This is a genomic window from Xanthobacter aminoxidans (assembly GCF_043193615.1).
GTDB classification, from domain to species: Bacteria; Pseudomonadota; Alphaproteobacteria; order Rhizobiales; family Xanthobacteraceae; genus Xanthobacter; species Xanthobacter aminoxidans.
In genome coordinates this window covers 1,118,260-1,138,084 of record NZ_JBAFUS010000001.1, presented here as the reverse complement: position 1 = coordinate 1,138,084, position 19,825 = coordinate 1,118,260, and the positions used below count along the sequence as shown (strand labels likewise).

The following is a 19,825-nucleotide window of genomic DNA, read 5'->3' as shown; positions in this document are numbered from 1 at the left end:
CTTTCTGATTGTCGCGACGGGCTCAGAGGCGCACGCGGGCTGCCTCGGACACGGCCTCTGCGGTGATGCCGAAGTGCCGGTACAACGCATCCGCCGGGCCGGAGGCTCCAAAGCCGGTCATGCCCACGAAGCCGCCGTCCTCGCCGATCCAGCGCTCCCAGCCGAACTTCACCGCCGCTTCCACGGCGACGCGCACCGTGCCTTCGCCCAGCACCGCCTTGCGATAGGCGGCATCCTGAGCCTCGAACAGGCTCCAGCAGGGCATGGAGACAACGGCGGTGGGAATGCCCTGCGCCTGGAGCAGCACACGGGCCTCCACGGCGATCTGCACCTCCGAGCCGGTGGAGATGAGCGTGACGCGGCGCGGGCCGCCCTCTGCCTCCTGAAGCACGTAGGCACCGCGGGCCGAGCGGTTCTCCGCGCCGCCATCGCGACGCAGGGCCGGCAGGGACTGGCGCGCGAAGATGAGCGCCACCGGGCCGGTGCGGTGCTCCAGCGCGATCTCCCACGCTTCGGCCGCCTCGATGGCGTCGCAGGGGCGCAGCACCGTCATGTTGGGCATGGCCCGCAGCGAGGCGATGATCTCCACCGGCTGGTGGGTGGGGCCATTCTTGCCGATGCCGATGGAATCGTGGCTGAACACGAACTTCACCGGCAGCCCCATGAGCGCGGCCATGCGCAGCGCGGGCCGCTCATAGTCCGAGAAGGGCAGGTAGGTGACGGCGAGCGGGATGATGCCGCCGTGGGCCGCCATGCCGTTGGCCAGCGAGCCCATGGCATGCTCGCGCACGCCGCAATGGATGTAGCGGCCGGCCCGGTCCTTCGCCGTGAAGGCGGAAAGCTGGCGCTTGTGGTTGGTGGGCGCCTCCAGATCCGCGCAGGCGGTCATGATGTCGGGCAGCGCCTCATAGAGCGCCGCCGCGATGTCACCCGACGTGGCGATGGAGAAATCCGCCTTCTCCTCAGCCGCCGCCTTCGCCTTGTAGGCGTGGATGGCCTCGCGCGCGCCTTCACTGAGGATGCCGGAAATGGTGCGCTGGAACTCGTCCTGCACCGCATTGCCGGCGGCGGCGAGCCGCTTGCGCCATGCGGCCCGCGTCTCGGCACCCGGCTTGCCCGTGGCGCGCCAGTCGGCGCCGATGTCCGCGGGAATGTCGAAGCTGCCGCCGGTCCAGCCGAAGCGCTCCGCCATGGCGGCGCGATCATCCGGGAACAGCTTGCCGGAGTGGCCGCCGCGCTGGCCTTCGAGGCGCGGGATGCCGCGGGCGATGGTCGTCTTGCAGGCGATCATGGAGGGACGGGGATCGGCCTTGGCGGCGCGGATGGCGGCGTCCACGGCCTCGATGTCGTGGCCGTCGATCTCCACCACGTGCCAGCCGGCCACGCGGAAGCGCTCGGCCACATTCTCGGAGATGGACAGCTCGGTGGAGCCATCGTCGGTGATGGCATTGTCGTCCCAGAAGAATGTGAGCTTGCCGAGCTTGAGGTGGCCGGCAAGCTGGATCACCTCCTGCCCCACGCCCTCCTGCAGGCAGCCGTCGCCGACGAAGGCCCAGGTGCGGTGATCGATAAGGTCGTCGCCGAAGCGCGCGTTGAGATGGGCTTCGGCGATGGCCATGCCCAGCGCGTTGGCGATGCCCTGTCCGAGCGGGCCGGTGGTGGTCTCGATGCCGGCGGCGGGCTCGTATTCCGGATGGCCGGCGCAGGTCGAGCCGAGTTCACGGAAGCTCTTCACAGCGTCCAGCGAGATGTGGTGATAGCCGGTGAGGTGCAGCAGGGAATAGAGCAGGGTGGAGCCGTGCCCGTTGGAGAGCACCACCCGGTCGCGGTCGGGCCAGGTGGGGTCGGCAGGATCGAACTTGAGGTGACGGCTGTAGAGCACCGTCGCGATCTCGGCCATTCCGAGGGGAACGCCCTGATGTCCTTCGCCCGCCGCGAGAATGGCATCCACCGCGAGGAAGCGGATGGCATGCGCCATGGGCTGGAGTGCTGCCGACTGGGCGGCTCCATGGTGGGCGGAAATGGCAATATCGCCAGTGGTGGCAGGGGCTTGGGCGCTCAACGGTCGTCTCCTCATCGTGCCTTGGTCTTTTAGGGGCGCGATGATGCCGAAAGCCGCCGAAGGCCGGTAACGCGAAAAACACACCGATTGGTGAAGCTGGTTCATGGATGCGCCCGGCCGGCCGCGCGTTTGCCGGGGCTTGCGTTCATCCCGGATGAATCAAGGCCCGCTCAAGCCGGTGCGCGCAGGTCGTTCCTGATGTCGCGAAGGCTCGCCTCGTGGGCGCGAAGGACGGCATCGAGGCGCGCGGCGTCCGCCATCACATCGCGGAGGCACGCGGCGCCTTCTTCCCGTGCGTGGCTGCCCGCCCCGGCCACCCAATTCTCGATCTCCCGCTCCAGGGCCGCGTGCAGGCGCGTGGCGTCCACGCCGACGGACTGGCGGGTCCCCTCCACCTCGATCACGATCTCCTCGAAGCCGATGTCCGGGGCGGGTTCGAATGGGGCAGGTTGCCCATCGCGGCCGAGCCGATAGTCGCGGAAGTGGGCGTCCCGCGCCTCGCCCCATGCCGATTGCAGCGCCTGCGATAGGCTGCGGCGGACGCCAGCTGCATCCCGCTCAGGAGCGTGGGCGTCGAGCAGGTCCGGCAGAAGGGGGGCGATGGCGCGCCATACATCGTCCTGCATCTGCGTGCCCCGGAGGTCGAGTTGGGCTGCCGCGTCGTCCAGCGCGGCATTCAGCTGTTCCAGCGCGGGCCGCAGCAGCACGTGCAGGCTGCCCAGGACGGTTTCGTCCAGATGGCGCAGCCGCACCTCAGCCGGCTTGCGGCTCCGATAGGCCAGTGCTGGCGAAACGAGGGCCCGCAGGGCAGCATAGAGACGATCCATGCCCGCCGACGCCATGGCCGCGGGACTCTCTTCCTCCGCCCGGGCCATATGGACGGAGACAGACAGGGGCGGCCGCAGCAGCGCCACGTCCAGCCCCAGCGCTGCGAGCTTGTCGCGCGCACGCTCCGCCACGTCCGCCTCCTGCCCGCTGCGGTCGGCCGTGGTCTTGTTGCGGATGAGCTTCACCAGCGCGCCGTCGATCTCGTCTTCTTCATAGCGGTCGCTGCGGGTGATGACCGGCAGCAGGGGCTTGGCGCGGCGCAATTCGCCGGCAAGCTCCTCCAGTTCCTGCACCTGTCCCGGCGTTGAGGAACTGGTGAGCCAGAGCACGGCGTCGGCGCAGTCGACGAAGCGGCGGGTGAGTGCCGCGTGCTCGCCGGTGGCGGAATGGAGGCCGGGCGTATCGAGCAGCACCAGCCGCTGGCCCAGCCGGATGCCCTGGATGCGCGATGTGGTCTCGGTCGCGCCTTCCGTGAAGCGGGCGCAGGGCTCCAGGCGTCCGTCGGCATCGAGCTGAAAGGAGTTCACTTCCAAGCCGTGGGCCGCGAAGCGGTCGGCCATGAGATTGCAGAGCGAACTCTTGCCCGCATTGAACTTGCCGAACACCAGCAGGACTACGGCCTGATCCAGGCTCCGCGCCAGCGCTTCGGCGGGCCGCAGCGCGTCGCGTTGCCGGGGCCAGTCCGAGATGCAGGCCTCGATCACGGCATTCGCTGTCGCGATGCGGCGGGCGATTTCGCTGTCCTCCCGCAATGCTGCGCTGGAGAGGCGGGCACCGGCCAGGCGCGCGCCGAGACTTGAAAGCCAGTCGTCCAAACGTGCGAGCGCAGGTCGAAGGTCGTCCGAGCCGAGCGCGATCGCCTCGGCTTCGGCGATGAAATGGTGTTCCTCGGACAGCGCCGCGCGTGTGGCTGGAGCATGGAGCGCCGGCGAGGGGGCGCTGCGGTCCATCGTCTCCGCCGTCATGGCGCGGCGTCCGGCGGCAGGGTGGCGCGGGCACGGTCGGTCGCATCCAGTGCAACGGAGGATTCGCCGATCCTGTCCCGCAGCGCCGCCCGGGATCGCGACAGCTCGAAATAGTGGGCGAAGGCCGCCAGCAGACGCGCCCGCCCAGCTTCCTCGCAGAACACGCGGCGCAGGTCCGCCCGGAATTTTACCGAGACGCCCATGACCGCCACCATGACCGTGTTGAGGCTGCCGGCGGCGGTCTGCTGCTCCTGCGGCAGGCCGGAGACGCCATGGCCCGCGAGGAAGCCGTCAAGGCGGATGCACGCCCTCGAATAAGCCACCTGGATGCGCGCGCGCTCCAGCTTCGCCGCGGTCGTGGCGTAGCGCTCACGGCCGGTGTCCGCCACCAGCGCGAGGTCCGGGCCGGCGCGTGACACGAGCTCCTCCATGTCCCCGCCGATCACCGCGAGCAGGGTCTCAAGCCCGTCGTCGAAGGCGTGCCGCTGGGCCGTCTGTTGCTGCCGGAGGGACGCCAGCGTCTCAGCCTCGGCGTTCCGGACAGTTTCAAGTTCCGCGCGGATTTCGCCCCGTAACAGGCGCGCCTCATGAGCCCGCGCGGCCGGCACCCGCGCAAGCGCGTCCGCCAGAGCGCGCTCCAGCTCGGGAAACCCGCTGCGCTGAATGAGGAGGGTCTTGGCGTCTTCCAGTCCCCGGCGATGCCGGGTGGAGGAGACGACGTGAAGGCCCGCGCCCGGCACCTGATCCGCGATGGCGGACACCACGCGACCGAGCGCGTCGTCGTCTTCCATCTGGTCCGCTTGCGTGACCACGATCAGCGTCTCGCAACGGGTGCGGCGGCTGTCGGCGCGCAGGGTTTCGACAAGAGCCTGTTCCGCAGTGTCCAGCTCGCCTTCGCGCGCGGCATGGACGAACAGGCGAATGTCGGAGGCAAGCCAGATGGCGCGGAGCGCTTGCCGGTCGTCTTCCCCGGCCACGTCCGCATCCAGCCCCGGAGCATCGAGCCAGCGCACGCCCGCGTGCCGGCACTCGGCCAGCTGGATGGTCTGGCGCCGGTCGGCCACGGCGAAGGCGTCCCGGCGCATCAGCTCGTTGAGGAGCCGGCTCTTGCCGTGATTGTACTTGCCGATGACGGTGACGACGGGCGCATCCGCCGCCGCCAGTTCGTCGAGGCGCGCGAGGTCGCCGTCCCGATGCGGCAGCACGCAGAGCACGTCGCGCCACCGCGCCGGGTGGGCGCTTGTCGGCGGCTGTCGAAGAGAGGCGTCCTCGGGCATTCGTGGCTTCCCGTGCGTGTCCGGCGGCAGCATTCGCGCTGCCGCCGGTTCTTTCGCTCAGGCCGCGGCGCGGGCGCGCTCGACGATCTGGTTGTCCTTGCCGGCGACCTTCGGGGTGAGTTCGATGTTGAACTCGATGTCCCGGTAGACGTCCTCCTCGAAGCCGACCGCCGCGCCGCCGGTGCGCTCCGCCACATGGGGGATGAGACCTTCACGGGTGGCGAAGGCGAAGTCGTCCCAGATCAGCGGGTCGCCCTCGATGTTGAACTGCGTCGTCAGCTTGCGGAAGGCATCCGTGGTGACGAAGAAGTGCACATGAGCCGGGCGGTTGCCGTGGCGGTTGAGCTGGTTCAGCAGGGTCTGCGTCGCGCCCGAGGGCGGGCAGCCATAAGAGGCCGGCATCCGGGTGAGCACCTCATAGCGCCCGTCCGCTCCGGTGCGGATCGCGCCGCGCAGATTGAACTCGCTCTGCCGGCCCGTCGGGTCGAAATGGGAATAGAAGCCCTTGGAATCCGAATGCCAGACTTCCACCAGGGCGTCCGCCACCGGTGCGCCGTCTGGACCGGTGACGATGCCGTGGATCCGCAGGGGGCCGGCGTCGGCATCGGGATTCTTGTCGAGGCGCGCCTTGCTCTTCTGCTCGGGGGCGCCGGCCACATAGAGCGGCCCCTCGATGGTGCGCGGCGTGCCGCCGGTGATGCCCAGCTCGGCATCCTCGGCGTCGAGGCGCATGTCGATGTAGTGCTCAAGGCCGATGCCGGCCGCCAGCAGCGCCGCCTCGCCCTCCGAGCCGAGCTTGTTGAGGTAGTTGATGCCGAGCCAGACCTCGTCCGGGGTCAGGTCGAAATCCTCGATGGTCTTGAACAAATCGGAGACGATGCGGTGCACCACCTGCTTGGCCCGCTCGTTGCCGCCGGTCCCGTCCAGGTTGGCGATGACCCGCAGGAAGTCCTGCACATCCTTGCCGTTGAAAATCTTCACACCCATCCTTGTGTCCTCCACGTGTCTGGTGGCGAGGGCTTCCGTTCGCCCCTTGCGCCGGTTGATCTTGTTCAGGTGTCGTCATGCCCGATCGATGACGGGCCGCGGAAGCGGCTCCCTAGGCCGTCGCGACAGCCGTGACCGTCGCGGTGCGGCGCGCGGCGTTCACCGCGAACACCAGCATGGCGAGGGCCGAGAGCGCCGCGGGCACCGCGAAGATCAGGAAATTCTGTTGCAGCGGCAGCTCCTGGGCCAGCAGCACGCCCCCCAGCGTCGGCCCGACGATTGCGCCGATGCGGCCCACGCCCGAGGCCCAGCCGAGGCCGGTGGACCGGATAGATAGGTTGTAGAGCTGCGCCACGCTGGCATAGAGCAGGATCTGCGTGCCGATGGTGGTGGCGCCGGCGATGAAGACCATCACGAACAGCAGGGGCGCCGGAAGGCCGAAGCCGATGAGCGCGATGGACACCGCGGCTGCGGTGAAGAAGCCGACCACCACCCGCGGCAGGCCGAAGCGGTCGCCGAGCCGTCCGCCGAGGATCGCCCCCAGCATGCCGCCGAAATTGAGCGAGAAGAGGCTCAGGAGGCTGGCAGTCTCGGCATAGCCGACTTCCTGCAGAACCTTGGGCAGCCAGGACGACAGCAGATAGACCAGCAGCAGGCAGCAGAAGAAGGCGGCCCACAGCATCACGGTGCTCACCGCCCGCTGGTCGCGGAACAGCTCGATGACCGAAGCGGACGCGCTCTTGCTCTCGATGAACACCAGCCTGTCGGAGGCATCGAGCCGGGCGGAGGGGGCGACCTTCGCCCAGATCGTGCGGGCTTCTGCCTCCTTGCCCTGGCGGAGGAGGAAGCCGAGGGATTCCGGCAGCTTCCACAGCACCAGCGGCAGCAGGAGCAGGGGCACGGCGGCGATGAAGAACATGGGTTTCCAGCCGAACTGCGGGATGAGCCCGATACCGAAGCCGGCGGCCACCATTCCGCCCACCGAATAGCCGGAGAACATCACGGCCACCATGGTGCTGCGCAGGCGCTTGGGCGCATATTCGTTCATCAGCGCGACCGTGTTCGGCATCAGGCCGCCGCAGCCGAGACCGGCGATGAACCGGAAGATGCCGAACTGGGTCGGCGAATTGGCAAAGCCGGCAAGCAGCGTGGACGTGGTGAACAGGAGGAAGCAGATGGCGATGCCCTTCTTGCGGCCGATCCTGTCCGCGAGGGGGCCGAAGACGAGGGCGCCGAACATCATGCCGAACAGCGCCCAGGCCTGAAGGGTGCCGGCCTGCGGCTTGCTGAGGCCCCACTCCTTCATCAGCGCGGGCAGCACCGTGCCGGCCACGAAGACGTCATAGCCATCCACCACCAGCAGCAGCCCGCAGAGCGCGGCCACCGTCCATTGGAAGCGCCCGAACGGCGCCTTGTCGATGGCATCCGTGATATCGATATTTCGCATGTGTTTCCTCCCCGGAGTGCTTTTGCACGTTTGATCTTGTTCGCTGGCACGCGCCCTAGGCGCTTTCCTTCAGCGGCGCGTTGGGCGTGAATTTCTCGTAGTGGAAGCAGTTGGGCGTCACGCCCGTAGCCTCGAAATGCCGGCGTACGGCATCGACCATGGGCGGGGGGCCGCACAGATAGACGTCCGGCGCCGCGCGGAGCATGTCGTCGGGCATGTGCTGGGTGACCCATCCCTTGCGCGGATGGGCCGAAGCCTCGTCGGCCACCACGGTGGTGAAGCCGAATCCCGGCAGGCGCGCGGTGTAGGCTTCGAGCGTCTCCACCTGCACGAGATCGAGATCGCGTGTGACGCCATAGACGAGATGGATCTGCTGCTGCGCGCCGGCGCGGGCGAGCACTTCCAGCATGGAGAGGAAGGGCGCGAGGCCCGTGCCACCGGCGAGGAAGAGCAGCGGCGCGCTTGTGTCGCGCAGATAGAAGCTGCCCAGCGGACCGTTGAGCGTGAGCCTCTCGCCCGGCTTCGCCCGCGCCAGCCAGGAGCTCATGAGGCCGCCGGGAATCCTCTTGATGAGGAAGGAGATGCGCGTCTCGCCCGGCGCGGAGGAGAAGGAATAGGCGCGGCTGAGCCCCGTGCCCGGCACGTCGATGTTGACGTACTGCCCCGGCAGGAAGGCGGGCGCCGGGCCGTCCACGTCCAGTTCCAGGACCACCGCGGCGTCGTTGTGGAGGCTCACCTGCGCCACCGTCGCGGCGAATTTCTGAAGCCCCGTCTTGCAGGAGAGCGAGCTGACCGGCACGGCAATGATGCAGTCGCTGGACGGCACCATCTGGCAGGTCAACACCAGCCCCTGCGCCGCCTCGTCGGCGGTCAGGGCGTCCTCGATATAGTCCTCGCCGAGGTCATACGCGCCGCTTTCGGCGCGGCATTTGCAGGTTCCGCAGACCCCGTCCGAGCAGTCCATGGGCAGGTTGATCTTGTTGCGGAACGCCGCGTCGAGCACCTTTTCGCCCGCCTTGCAGTCGATGATGCGCGTGACGCCATCCTCGAAATTGAGCGCGATGGTATGGCTGGACATGGAACCCTCCCTGGGTCGGATATCGATGCCTGTCAGACGTGATAGACGTCGATGACCTGGCGGATGTAGTCGTTCTTCAGAACGATCTTCTTGGCCGCGATGATGATCTGCCCCTCATCCTCGCGCAGGGTGACGAACATGGTTCCGAAGAACTGGTCCGTGACCTTGTAGCGATGGCTGAGGGTGTGGAAATTGTACCTGACGTCGAGCTCGCCCGGCCGCGTCGCCATGAGTTCGACATTGGTCACGTTGTGGCTCGTGCGCGGCTCCGGCGTGGAGGCGCCGGAGCGTTCGGTCTTGATGCGGAAGATGCGGTCTTCCAGCCCGTCGCGATCGGGGTAGTAGATCAGCGAGATCTGCGACTGCGGGTCTTCGGTGAGCCGGTCGTCGTCATCCCAGGCGGGCATCCAATAGGTGACATCGGGCGCGTAGCAGGTGAGCCATTCGTCCCAGGCGCGGTCATCCAGCAGGCGCGCCTCGCGATAGAGGAAGGCGCGGGCGGCTTCGAGGGAGATGCTCATGCCGCAACTCCCGTCTCGCGGGGCGACACGGCCTGGCGCATCACCTTCGCCCAGTATTCGTGCTGGCGCACGAACAACCCTTCGTCCTCGCTGCGCTCGCCGGAGAGCAGAGGACGAATGCCCAGGCGCATTGCGTTCTCGTCGGGACCTTCGATCCACAGGGGCGCGCCGCGCGACAGGTCGTTCCACAGCGCGGAGATGCCGGCATAGCCCACCTGGCAGGCGCGGAACTCTTCGAGGTCGTCCGACGTGCCCATGCCGGAGACGTTGAAGAAGTCCTCATACTGGCGGATGCGCAGCGCGCGGTCCTCGGCGCTTTCGCCCTTGGGGGCGAAGCAGAAGATGCTGATCTCCGTCTTGTCCACGCTGATGGGCCGCGCGACGCGGATCTGCGTGCTGAACTGGTCCATCAGGAACACGTTGGGATAGAGGCAGAGATTGCGCGTCTGGTTGACGATGAGGTCCGCCCGCTCCTGGCCGACACGGGCGGCGATCTCTTCCCGGTGGCCATAGACTGGGCGCACCTCGGGGTTCATCGTGTTGGTCCACAGCAGGATGTGGCCGTTGTCGAAGCCGTAGACGCCCGCCACGGACCGGCTCCAGCCGTTGGCGTCGACAGCCTTGGTGCCTTCCACCTTGCGGCGGCCCATGGTCGCGGCATAGTTCCAGTGAACGGAGCTGACGTGATAGCCGTCGCAGCCGTTCTCCATCTGGAGCTTCCAGTTGCCGTCATAGATGTAGGACGAGTTCCCCCGCAGCACTTCAAGGCCGTTCGGCGCCTGGTCCACGATCAGGTCGATGATGGCCTTGGTCTCGCCGAGATAGTCGGCGAGCGGCGCCACATCTTCCTTCAGGCTGCCGAACAGGAAGCCGCGGTAGCTCTCGAAGCGTGGCACGCGCTTCAGATCGTGGGAGCCGTTCTTGGCGAACTGGGGCGGATACTGGGTGGTCTTCTCGTCCTTCACCTTGAGCAGCTTGCCGGTGTTGGAGAAAGTCCAGCCGTGGAAGGGGCAGGTGAAGCTGCCCTTGTTGCCGTGCTTGCGCCGGCACAGGAGCGCGCCGCGATGGGCGCAGGCATTGATGACGGCGTGGAGTTCGCCCGCCTTGTCCCGCGTCACCACCACCGGCTGGCGGCCGATGGACGTGGTGTAGTAATCGTTGTTCTCGGGGATCTGGCTCTCATGGGCCAGATACACCCAGTTGCTCTCGAAGATATGCTTCATCTCCAGCTCGAAGAGCTCTTCGTTGGTGAAGATGTCGCGGCGGCAGCGGAAGACGCCGGCCTCCTTGTCGTCCTGCACCGCGGTCGCGAGCAGGAGATCGAGATCAGGGGTCCTTTCGGCAGTCGCTGGCATGGCTATCCTCCCTCGAGATGCTGCGCTTCGTCGGCGGCAGGGCTGAATTCGCCCCGGGTCGGCTGCGCGTTCGTGCAAATTGTTGAACCGGGTGCGGCGCGCCCTACACGGCGACGCTCGTGGTCTTGCGGGGCCTGCCCCGGGTGAAGAAGTCCACGCGATCCTCATCGAGCGCGATCCCGAGGCCCGGCCCGGCAGGCACGGCCAGCTCGAAGTCCGCGTAGGTGAGGGGCGTGGCGAGAATTTCTTCGGTCAGCAGCAGGGGGCCGAACAGTTCGGTGCCCCACTGGAGGTTGACGAACGTGGAGAACAGCTGGGCCGAGGCGATGGTGCCCACCGCGCCTTCCAGCATGGTGCCGCCATAAAGGCCGATGCCGGCCGCATCGGCGATGGCGGCCACGCGCTGGGCCTGGAACAGGCCGCCGCTCTGCTCGATCTTGATGGCGAACACGTCGGCGCCGGCGTTTTTCGCGATCTCGAAGGCGCTCTCCGGCCCCTGCAGCGACTCGTCGGCCATCAGCGCCACCGGGAAGCGGCGCACCAGCCGAGCCAGTCCCGCGGCCGTGGCGACGGGCTGCTCGACCAGCTCGCAGCCGGCGTCGGCGAGGGCGGCCATGCCGTAGGCAGCCTCTGTCTCGCTCCACGCCATGTTGACGTCCACCCGCACCGCGCCGCGGTCTCCAAGCGCGCGCTTGATGGTCGCGACATGGGCGACGTCGGCCGCCGGCGTCCGCGCGCCGATCTTCAGTTTGAAGATGCGGTGGCGCCGCAGCTCCAGCATTTTCTCCGCCTCGGCGATGTCTTTGGCTGTATCGCCCGATGCGAGGGTCCAGGCCACCGGCAGGCGGGAGCGCAGGCGACCGCCCAGGAGTTCGCTCACCGGCTGGCCGAGGCGCTTGCCCTGCGCGTCGAGTAGTGCCGTCTCGACGGCGCTCTTCGCGAATCGGTTGTCCTTCACCATCTTGCCGATGCGCAGCATCAGCGCGCGCACGGCGGTGGGGTCCTGGCCCACCATCAGGGGCGCGAAATAGGTATCGACCGCGAGCTTCATGCTCTCCGGGCTCTCACCGCCATAGGCGAGGCCGCCGATGGTGGTTCCCTCGCCGATGCCCACCACCCCGTCGCTGCACAGAACGCGCACCAGCATCAGCGTCTGGCCGTTCATGGTCGCGACCGAGAGCTTGTGCGGCCGGATGGTCGGAAGGTCGATCAGCGCCGTCTCCACCCGCTCGATGACGGCGCGGGCAGGAGCAGAGGTCGGGATGGGATGTGCAAAGGTCGCGTTCATGGCGACACCTTGCGGACGACGGGCGCCGCCGTCCAAAACCTTTTGTGTTTACAATTATACTCAGGGGGTATTATGTCGGAAAAAATGTAATGGAACGGCAGCTTGCCGCGCCGCAACATACCGCAAATGACCATAAAAATTGTGCCCGCGGAGGGGGCGTGGGATGGATCTTCGCCAGCTTCGGTATTTCGTTGGGGTTGCGCGGGAGCGCAATTTCACCCGCGCCGCCGAGCAGCTCAACATCGCCCAGCCGCCCTTGAGCCGTCAGATTCAGGCGCTGGAGGACGAACTGGGCGTCGCCCTCCTCATCCGCAACAGCCGTCCGGTGCGGCTGACGGAGGCGGGCCGGCTGTTCTACGAGCAGGCCTTGCAGGTGCTGGGGCGGGTCGAACAGATGCGCGCGGCGACGCGGCGCGTGGGGCTGAACCAGAACAGCGTGCTGTCCATCGGCTTCGTGGCGTCCACCCTCTATGGCGGGCTGCCCTCGCTGGTGCGCAAGCTGCGCCACCGGACGCCGGATATCGAGATCCAGGTGCTGGAGATGATGTCCGTTCAGCAGATTCCGGCCCTGAAGGAAGGGCGCATCGACATCGGCTTCGGGCGCCTGCACCACAGCGATTCCGGTGTGGTGGAGATCGTGCTGCGCGAGGAGCGCCTGACCGTCGCCATCCCCAAGGATACGCCGCTGGCCCAGGACAGCGCGCCCCTGCCCATCAGTGCGCTGACCGGCCAGAAGCTCATCGTCTATCCGAAAGAGCCGCGCCCGGGCTATGCCGATCAGGTGCTCAATCTGCTGCACGGGCACGATGTCCGGCCGGCGGAGGTGCAGGAGGTGCGCGAAATTCAGACCGCGCTCGGCCTCGTCGCAGCCGAAACCGGTCTGTGCGTCATCCCCTCATCGGCGCGGCAGATGCGCAGCGACGTGCATTACCGGTTGCTCGAGGGGGAACGCGCCACATCTCCCGTCATCCTCTATCACCGGGTGGGCGATACCTCGCCCTACATCGATCTGGTGAAGGAGGTCATCAAGGAGATGTATGCGGAAAATCCGCCCTGGCTCAGCGCCGAGCACAATCTGCCGACGCGGCCGTCCTTCGCCGAATAGGCTCGGGGCCGCCGCCTGTCAGCCCTGGTCGCCGCCGCCCGCGGGCAGCACGGTCCCGGTAATGTAGGAGGCCTCGTCGGAGGCGAGGAACAGGATCGCGGCGGCGATCTCCTGAAGCTCGCCATAGCGGCCGAGATGGGTGGCGCGCAGGGTCTGGTCCACCACCTCCTGCATCCACGCCTTGTCCTGCTCGGAGATGGGATCGGTGCCGCGCGGCACGCGGCGGGGCGGTGCCGAAACCCCGCCCGGCGCGACCGCGTTCACACGGATGCCGGTGCCCGCGAGTTCGAACGAAAGGGAGGCGGTGAGGGCGTTCACGCCGCCCTTGGCCGCCGAATAGGGAATGCGGTTGATGCCCTTGGTGGCGATGGACGACACGTTCACGATCGCCCCGCGCCCCTCGCGCAGCATGTAGGGCAAAGCGGTGCGGCAGCCCCACAGGGTGGGAAACAGGGAGCGGCTGATCTCGGCCGTGATCTGGCGCTCGTCGAACTCCTGGAACGGCCGCATCCAGATGGCGCCGCCCACATTGGTCACCAGCACGTCGATCTTGCCGAACGCGGCATCGGCCTTGGCCATCACCCGGTCGTTGCCCGCGTAGGTCTCAAGATCCTCCACCATCGCCACGGCGCGGCCCGCGCCATGGGCTGCCTCGATCTCGGCGGCCACCTCGGCGACGATGGGCGAGCGATCCACCACCAGCACGCGGCCTCCCTCGGCGGCGGCGTCCAGCGCGACCTGCTTGCCGACACCCTGGGCGGCGCCGGTGACGACAAGGCTCTTGCCTGCGAAGCGTTGAGGGCGGGTGGTCTGGTCCGACACGGGTTTTCCCCTTCTGTGCGGCTGGATCTCGGGCGGAGACCCGCGGGGCCGCTGGAGGCCCCGCGGGAGCGCACTCAGTGCGAGGCGGCAGGAACAGCTGCGCCCTCGCTGGACGTCCGGCGCACCGTGAGGGTGGCGAACGCGGCGAGTGCGAGGGGGATCGCCAGCGCCATGAAGTATCCCGACGGACCGGCGCCGGACAGGAGCTGCCCGCCGACGGCCGAGCCGACGATGGCGCCCGAACGCCCGATGCCGATGCCCCAGCCGGTGGCCGTGGCCCGCAGCTGCGTCGGATAGGCGTTGGCGATCAGGTAGTTCAGCACGAGCTGCTGGCCGCCGATGCCGAAGCCCGCAAGGGCGATCAGGACGAAGACCACGGGCCAGCGGTCGCCCGCAAAACCGAGGCCGATCGCCACGGCAATGCCGACCATGAACATCACAGTCAACAGCTTGCGCGGATCAACCTTGGGCAGGAGCGCCGACAGCGGCAGCGCCATGGCGATGAAAGCGGCATTGACCGTGACCGTGCCATACGCCGCCTGCGCCTTCTCGAGGCCCAGCGTGGTCAACGCGGTGGGCAGCCACTGCAACAGCAGGAACCACGCAATCCAGTTGAACAGGTAGATCGCGGAAATCGCGAGCGTGACACTGCGATAGCGCGCCTCGAACAGGCCGGCGATGGATGCGCCGTTCTCCACCTTGACCGGGCTGATGATCTGCACGTCGGCGGGCACGATCTGGCCGGTCATCCGCGCCAGCAGGCGCCGCGCCTGATCCTGGTCGCCGGCCTTGTTGCGGGACACGAGGAAGGCAGGGGATTCCGGCAGGAGGGCGTAGATGACGACCAGCAAGGCGAGCGGAAGCGCGCCGCCGAGCAGGAAGATGCCCCGCCAGCCGAGCAAGGGCAGCCAGCTCGCCGCGATGAGGCCGCCCAGCATCGCACCGGCGGGCAGGCCGAGCAGCACGGCCGTAATCATGAGCCCGCGCTTCGGTGCGGTGCTGTACTCGCCGGTGAGCGCGAGCACGGAGGGCGTCGCTCCGCCCATGCCGAGGCCGATCAGGAAGCGCAGCACGATGATCTGGGTGGGAGAGGTCGCATAGGCGCCGGCCAGCGAGAAGGCACCGAACAGGGCGATGGCGATCATGATCGCCTTGCGGCGGCCGAATCGGTCGCCGAAGCTGCCGAGCCCGATGGCGCCGATCGCCATGCCGATGATGCTGGCCGTGATGACCCAGGTCATGTCAGCAGGATTCATCTTGAAATCCTGCGCGATGGCCGGCCCGATGAAGGCGATCGACTGGGTGTCGAAGCCGTCGAGCAGGGCAATGACGAAACACAGTCCGACCACGGCCCACCGGGCACCGGTCATTGACCCAGCGTCGATGATCTCCTTGACATCCCGCGTGAGCGGAAGGCGGTTTGGCATCGGGCTTTCCTCAATGGTTTTGCTTGTTGCTCATCGCCGTGGCGTCGTTCGCGAACGAGGCGCCGTCAGCGACAGGAAGAGTCCCGGTCTCGGCATGCCGTCGCCCCGCCGACGCGGGAAGTGGCATGGTGCGGGCCCGGATGGAGACGAGGCACCGCCATAGTGTTCCGGGAGGGAGGTGAGCGCTTCCAGCCCGGGTATGGCCGCAGCGTGAAGCTATACGCGCGGAGGCGCATTCTCTAAGATCAACTGGGTATGTTTCGATACTTATTGAGTATGTAACAGGTGCGACACCGCATGGTTGTCCTGCATGATTTATTCAATATTGCGCCGCAATATTTCTGGGGCGAGGGCCGGTTGTTGGGCGCTTCCCGTCGAAGCTGTCCCGCGTGGTCTCTGTCCTGCGGCATCGGCGGAACGCCTCAACCTGCCTTCCGAGGGGACGATCCTCCGTTCCGGTTTCCAAACGATGGACTTCAGAGCCAGAATGTTTCACGCTCACTCCAACCCACCACATGCCGGGATTAAACACCTAGGGACGGTGGCATCCTGACTCGTCCGCCGCAGGGGGCTTGCGACGTGAACTTTGCCGGTATCGATCTGACGCTGTCCGCCAAGCTGTTCGCGGCGCTCTTCGCCATCATGAATCCGCTGACGATCATCCCGGTGTTCCTCAGCCTGACGGCGGACCGCTCGCCGGCCGAGCGGCGCAGCACCATGCTGGTGCTGAACGCGACGGTGGCGCTCGGCTGCCTTGTCTGCGCATTGGGCGGACGGTTCGTGCTGGGCATGTTCGGCATCGATGTCACCCACTTCCAGCTGGCGGGCGGCCTCATCGTGCTGCTCCTCGCGCTCTCCATGCTCAGCGGCGAGGAACACAGTGCGCACGCCGGCACGGAGGCGGAAAAGAAGACCTTCAGCTCCGCTTCCAGCCTCGGCGTCTACCCGCTGGGCATTCCCCTTTCCATCGGGCCGGGAACGATGACGACAATCATCATCTTCTCCGGCTCCAGCACCACCGCGGGCGGGCAGGCGGGGTTCTATCTCGGGCTCATCGGCTACGTGGTGTTCTTCGGCATCGCAATGGCTGCGGCACCCGCCCTCTCTTCCATCCTCTCTCCGACCGCGCTGAGCATTTCCAAGCGCTTGATGGGCATCGTTCTCGCCGCTATCGCCATGGAGATGCTGAGCGCCGCGCTGGCCCACCTCTTCCCGGCCTGGCTCGCGCACGCCGGATAGGCCGTCAGAAGCTCGGCGGCGTGCAGGCGCTGATGACCTCGCAGGGGCGCGGGCCGATGCAGCGGAAGCGGTGCGGGCGGCGGCTCTCGAAATAATAGGCGTCGCCGGGACCCAGGATGCGCCGCACGGCGTCGACCGTCACCTCCAGCCGGCCGGACAGGACAATGCCGCCTTCCTCGCCCTCGTGGACCAGCGGGACGACGCCGGTGTCGGCTCCCGGCTGATAGCATTCCTTGAGAATCTGCAGCTTGCGGCCGAACAGGCGCTCGCCCACTTGGCGATAGGAGATCGCGCCCTTGCCGATCTCGGTGAGTTCCTCGGCGGCATAGAATGTCTGCTTCGGCGCCTCCGGCTCGAACGCGAAGAACTCGGCGAGGCCGATGGGGATGCCCTCCAGAATCCGCTTCAAGGCGCCGACCGAGGGGTTCGAGGTGTTCGACTCGATCAGCGAGATGGTCGAGTTCGTCACGCCCGTCCGCTTGGCCAGTTCGCGCTGGGAGATGCCGTGCAGGAGCCGCAGCTGGCGCAGCCGGTCCCCGATGTCCATGGCGGAGGTCCCCGTTTCGGGTGTTGCGAGTATCGAAAACAATGCCATCAGATGTACATATTTTCAATGAGATAGATGGCTTCAGAAAACGACTTGTTCAGTCTCGCCAATTGGCCGATGTGAAGGCAGCCATGAGGAGAGCGGCATGACCCTTCACGTCCGGACCAACCAGCCCAATCTCGAGAATTTCTGGATGCCGTTCACGGCGAACCGCCAGTTCAAGGCCGCACCCCGGCTGCTGTCGGGCGCTCAGGGCATGTACTACACCGATATCGACGGAAACACGGTTCTGGACGGTACCGCCGGGCTTTGGTGCGTCAATGCCGGCCATGGCCGCAAGGAGATTGCGGAGGCGGTTGCACGCCAGCTGGGCGAACTCGATTTCGCGCCCACTTTCCAGATGGGCCATCCCATCGTCTTCGCCTTCGCCGAGAAGCTCGCCGCCATCGCGCCGGGCGGGAAGGAGGGCGGTCTCGACCGCGTGTTCTTCACCGGCTCGGGTTCGGAATCGGTGGATACGGCGCTCAAGATCGCCATCGCCTATCAGAGGGCCATCGGGCAGGGCACCCGCACCCGCGTCATCGGCCGTGAGAAGGGCTACCACGGCGTCGGATTCGGCGGCATTTCGGTGGGCGGCCTCGTCAACAACCGCAGGGTTTTCCCGCAGATCCCCGCCGACCATATGCGCCACACGCTTGACACCGAGCGCAACGCCTTCTCGAAGGGCCTGCCGGCCCATGGCATCGAACTGGCCGAGGATCTGGAGCGGCTGGTCGCCCTGCACGGCGCCGAGACCATCGCGGCGGTCATCGTCGAGCCCATGGCCGGGTCGGCCGGCGTCATCCTGCCGCCGAAGGGGTATCTGGAGCGCCTGCGGGCCATCGCCGACAAGTACGGCATCCTGCTGATTTTCGATGAGGTCATCACCGGCTTCGGCCGCCTCGGCACGCCGTTCGCGACGGACTATTTCGGCGTGACACCGGATATCGTGACCACCGCCAAGGGCCTGACCAACGGCGCCATTCCCATGGGCGCCGTCTTCGCCTCGCGGAAGGTCCACGATGGCCTCATGACCGGCCCGGAAAGCCAGATCGAGCTGTTCCACGGCTACACCTATTCCGGCCATCCGGTGGCGTGCGCGGCCGGGCTTGCGACGCTGGGCATCTATGCCGAGGAAGGGCTCCTGACCCGCGGTGCGGCGCTTGCGGACTATTGGCAGGAGGCCCTGCATTCCCTGAAGGGCCTGCCGCATGTGGCGGATATCCGCAACCTCGGCCTCGTCGGCGCCATCGAGCTTCGCTCGCGTGACGGCGCACCGGGTGCGCGGGCCTATGACGTCTTCGTTGAGTGCTTCCGTAAGGGGCTCCTCATCCGCGTCACCGGCGATATCATCGCCTTGTCGCCGCCCCTGATCGTCGAGAAGGAGCAGATCGACACCATCGTCTCGATCATCGCCGACACGCTGAAGACCGCCGCCTGACGGTGAAGCCCAGCCACCGCAAGGATTTTGCGGCGGCTGGCCCGATCAAAAGGCCTTCAGGGTCTCGGCCAGGGTGGTGAGGAGGCGATCGGCATCCGCCGCCGAGAACACGAGCGGCGGCCGGATCTTCAGCGTGTTCGCATGATACCCGGTCGCCGAGATCAGCACCCGGCGCTGGCGCAGCCCGTCCACCACCGCGAGGGCGGTCGCTGAGTCTGGCTCCTTGGTGGATCGGTCCTTCACGAATTCCACGCCGATATAGAGGCCCGCGCCCCTGATATCGCCGATCCGCTCATCGGATTTGGCGATCTCCCGGATGCCCTCCCGGATCATCTGTCCGATGCGGGCCGCATTCTCCTGCAACCCCTCCGACTTCAGCACATCGAAGGTCGCCCGCGCGGCGGCGATGGCCACGGTATTGCCGCCGAAGGTGTTGAAATAGCGCATCTCGTTGCCGAAACGCTCGATGACGTGCGGCGCGACGGCTACCGCGGCGACGGGGAAGCCGTTGCCCATGGGCTTGCCCATGGTGACGATATCCGGCTGAAGGCCGTGGCGCTGGAAGCCCCAGAACGTGTCTCCGGAACGGCCGAAGCCCGCCTGCACCTCATCGGCGATCACCACGCCGCCGGCGGCGCGCACCACCTCCGCGATGGGTCCGAGAATGTCGGTCGGATCGGCATAGATGCCGTCCGACGAAAACAGGGAATCGGCGATGAAGGCGGCCAGCCCCTCGCCCCGCCGCTCCAGTTCCTCGATCTCGTATTTCAGCTGGCGGATGAGCGTCGCCGCGATCTCCGCGTGGCTCATGCGGTAGGAATCCGGCCCCGGAATCCGCCGCACCCATTCACCGAGCGGCGACTTCTTCCCGAGCGACGGCGACAGGCCGGCGGTGAGGAAGGAATTGCCCGTATAGGCTTCGGACGTGATGACGATGCCCTTACGCCCGGTGTGGTGCATGGCGATCCGCAGCGCGAGGTCGTTGGCCTCCGACCCGGTGCAGGTGAACATGATGTGGCGGATGGGGTCGCCGAAGGTCGGCACGATCTCGTCCGCGAAATCGAGGATGCCGTCCTGCAGATAGCGCGTATGCGTGCACAGGGTCTGCATCTGTTCGTAAACCGCCTCCACCACCCGGGGATGGCAGTGGCCAACGGACACGACGTTGTTGTAGGCGTCGAGATATTCGTTGCCCGCGCTGTCCCAGAGAAGGGTGCCCTTTGCGCGCTTGATCTCCACCGGATGGGCGTACATGAGGCGGTAGGCCGGGCCGAGCAGCGCCTGACGGCGCGCCACCATGTCCCGTGTCGCGGGATCGAGGGCGGAGATGTTGGACGGATCGAAGCCGTTCACCATCCCGACGTTGGTCTTGCGTTCCTTCACTTGGGTCATGTCGG

Annotated in this window: 16 protein-coding genes; 3 read left to right on the top strand and 13 right to left on the bottom strand. The window is 67.1% G+C overall.

Features of this window, described 5'->3' with window-relative positions:
• Positions 1-22: 22 nt before the first annotated feature.
• The 9 genes from tkt to V5F74_RS05130 all read right to left on the bottom strand — a co-directional run bounded on the left by tkt (position 23) and on the right by V5F74_RS05130 (position 11,808).
• Positions 23-1,978 carry a transketolase gene (tkt, locus tag V5F74_RS05170; RefSeq protein ID WP_394007473.1) on the bottom strand — a complete coding sequence of 652 codons (1,956 nt, stop codon included), beginning with the start codon at positions 1,976-1,978 and terminating at the stop codon, positions 23-25.
• Positions 1,979-2,232: 254 nt separating this feature from the next.
• On the bottom strand, positions 2,233-3,855 hold the full coding sequence (locus V5F74_RS05165) for a GTPase (protein ID WP_394006664.1): 1,623 nt from the start codon (positions 3,853-3,855) through the stop codon (positions 2,233-2,235).
• On the bottom strand, positions 3,852-5,132 hold the full coding sequence (locus tag V5F74_RS05160) for a GTPase (protein WP_394006662.1): 1,281 nt from the start codon (positions 5,130-5,132) through the stop codon (positions 3,852-3,854). Before V5F74_RS05160 ends, V5F74_RS05165 begins: the two co-directional genes overlap by 4 nt.
• A gap of 57 nt (positions 5,133-5,189) precedes the next feature.
• A complete protein-coding gene (gene catA, locus V5F74_RS05155) occupies positions 5,190-6,119 on the bottom strand; it encodes a catechol 1,2-dioxygenase (protein ID WP_394006660.1) in 930 nt (309 codons plus the stop codon).
• Positions 6,120-6,231: 112 nt separating this feature from the next.
• Positions 6,232-7,566, bottom strand: coding sequence for an MFS transporter (locus V5F74_RS05150; RefSeq protein WP_394006658.1), 1,335 nt, complete (start codon positions 7,564-7,566; stop codon positions 6,232-6,234).
• Between the two features lie 55 nt (positions 7,567-7,621).
• Positions 7,622-8,644 (bottom strand): benzoate 1,2-dioxygenase electron transfer component BenC, encoded by a 1,023-nt coding sequence (gene benC, locus V5F74_RS05145; RefSeq protein ID WP_394006656.1) that lies wholly within the window; start codon positions 8,642-8,644, stop codon positions 7,622-7,624.
• Between the two features lie 32 nt (positions 8,645-8,676).
• A complete protein-coding gene (gene benB, locus V5F74_RS05140) occupies positions 8,677-9,165 on the bottom strand; it encodes a benzoate 1,2-dioxygenase small subunit (RefSeq protein ID WP_394006654.1) in 489 nt (162 codons plus the stop codon).
• Positions 9,162-10,520 carry a Rieske 2Fe-2S domain-containing protein gene (locus tag V5F74_RS05135; RefSeq protein WP_394006652.1) on the bottom strand — a complete coding sequence of 453 codons (1,359 nt, stop codon included), beginning with the start codon at positions 10,518-10,520 and terminating at the stop codon, positions 9,162-9,164. The genes benB and V5F74_RS05135 overlap by 4 nt, the downstream gene beginning before the upstream one ends.
• Before the next feature lie 103 nt (positions 10,521-10,623).
• Complete coding sequence (locus V5F74_RS05130) at positions 10,624-11,808, bottom strand: muconate/chloromuconate family cycloisomerase (protein ID WP_394006650.1); 1,185 nt, start codon at positions 11,806-11,808, stop codon at positions 10,624-10,626.
• 163 nt (positions 11,809-11,971) lie between these two features.
• Between V5F74_RS05130 and V5F74_RS05125 the strand changes: the two genes are divergently transcribed.
• Positions 11,972-12,913 carry a LysR family transcriptional regulator gene (locus tag V5F74_RS05125; RefSeq protein ID WP_374253416.1) on the top strand — a complete coding sequence of 314 codons (942 nt, stop codon included), beginning with the start codon at positions 11,972-11,974 and terminating at the stop codon, positions 12,911-12,913.
• Between the two features lie 18 nt (positions 12,914-12,931).
• Here V5F74_RS05125 and V5F74_RS05120 read toward each other — a convergent pair whose 3' ends face one another.
• Complete coding sequence (locus V5F74_RS05120; RefSeq protein ID WP_029557567.1) at positions 12,932-13,735, bottom strand: 1,6-dihydroxycyclohexa-2,4-diene-1-carboxylate dehydrogenase; 804 nt, start codon at positions 13,733-13,735, stop codon at positions 12,932-12,934.
• Positions 13,736-13,809: 74 nt separating this feature from the next.
• Entirely contained in the window at positions 13,810-15,162 is a 1,353-nt protein-coding gene (locus tag V5F74_RS05115; RefSeq protein ID WP_394006647.1) for an MFS transporter, read from the bottom strand.
• Positions 15,163-15,741: 579 nt separating this feature from the next.
• On the opposite strand from V5F74_RS05115, the gene V5F74_RS05110 reads away from it, so the two are divergent.
• On the top strand, positions 15,742-16,401 hold the full coding sequence (locus V5F74_RS05110) for a MarC family protein (RefSeq protein WP_394006645.1): 660 nt from the start codon (positions 15,742-15,744) through the stop codon (positions 16,399-16,401).
• A 4-nt stretch (positions 16,402-16,405) separates the two neighbouring features.
• On the opposite strand, the gene V5F74_RS05105 is transcribed toward V5F74_RS05110, so the two are convergent.
• Positions 16,406-16,996, bottom strand: a complete 591-nt coding sequence (locus tag V5F74_RS05105; RefSeq protein ID WP_394006643.1) for a cupin domain-containing protein — start codon at positions 16,994-16,996, stop codon at positions 16,406-16,408.
• 97 nt (positions 16,997-17,093) lie between these two features.
• Here V5F74_RS05105 and V5F74_RS05100 point away from each other — a divergent pair, with 97 nt between their 5' ends.
• Positions 17,094-18,428: an aspartate aminotransferase family protein gene (locus V5F74_RS05100; protein WP_029557571.1), complete on the top strand. Its 1,335-nt coding sequence runs from the start codon at positions 17,094-17,096 to the stop codon at positions 18,426-18,428.
• A gap of 45 nt (positions 18,429-18,473) precedes the next feature.
• On the opposite strand, the gene V5F74_RS05095 is transcribed toward V5F74_RS05100, so the two are convergent.
• Entirely contained in the window at positions 18,474-19,820 is a 1,347-nt protein-coding gene (locus tag V5F74_RS05095; protein WP_394006641.1) for an aspartate aminotransferase family protein, read from the bottom strand.
• Between the last annotated feature and the right edge of the window lie 5 nt (positions 19,821-19,825).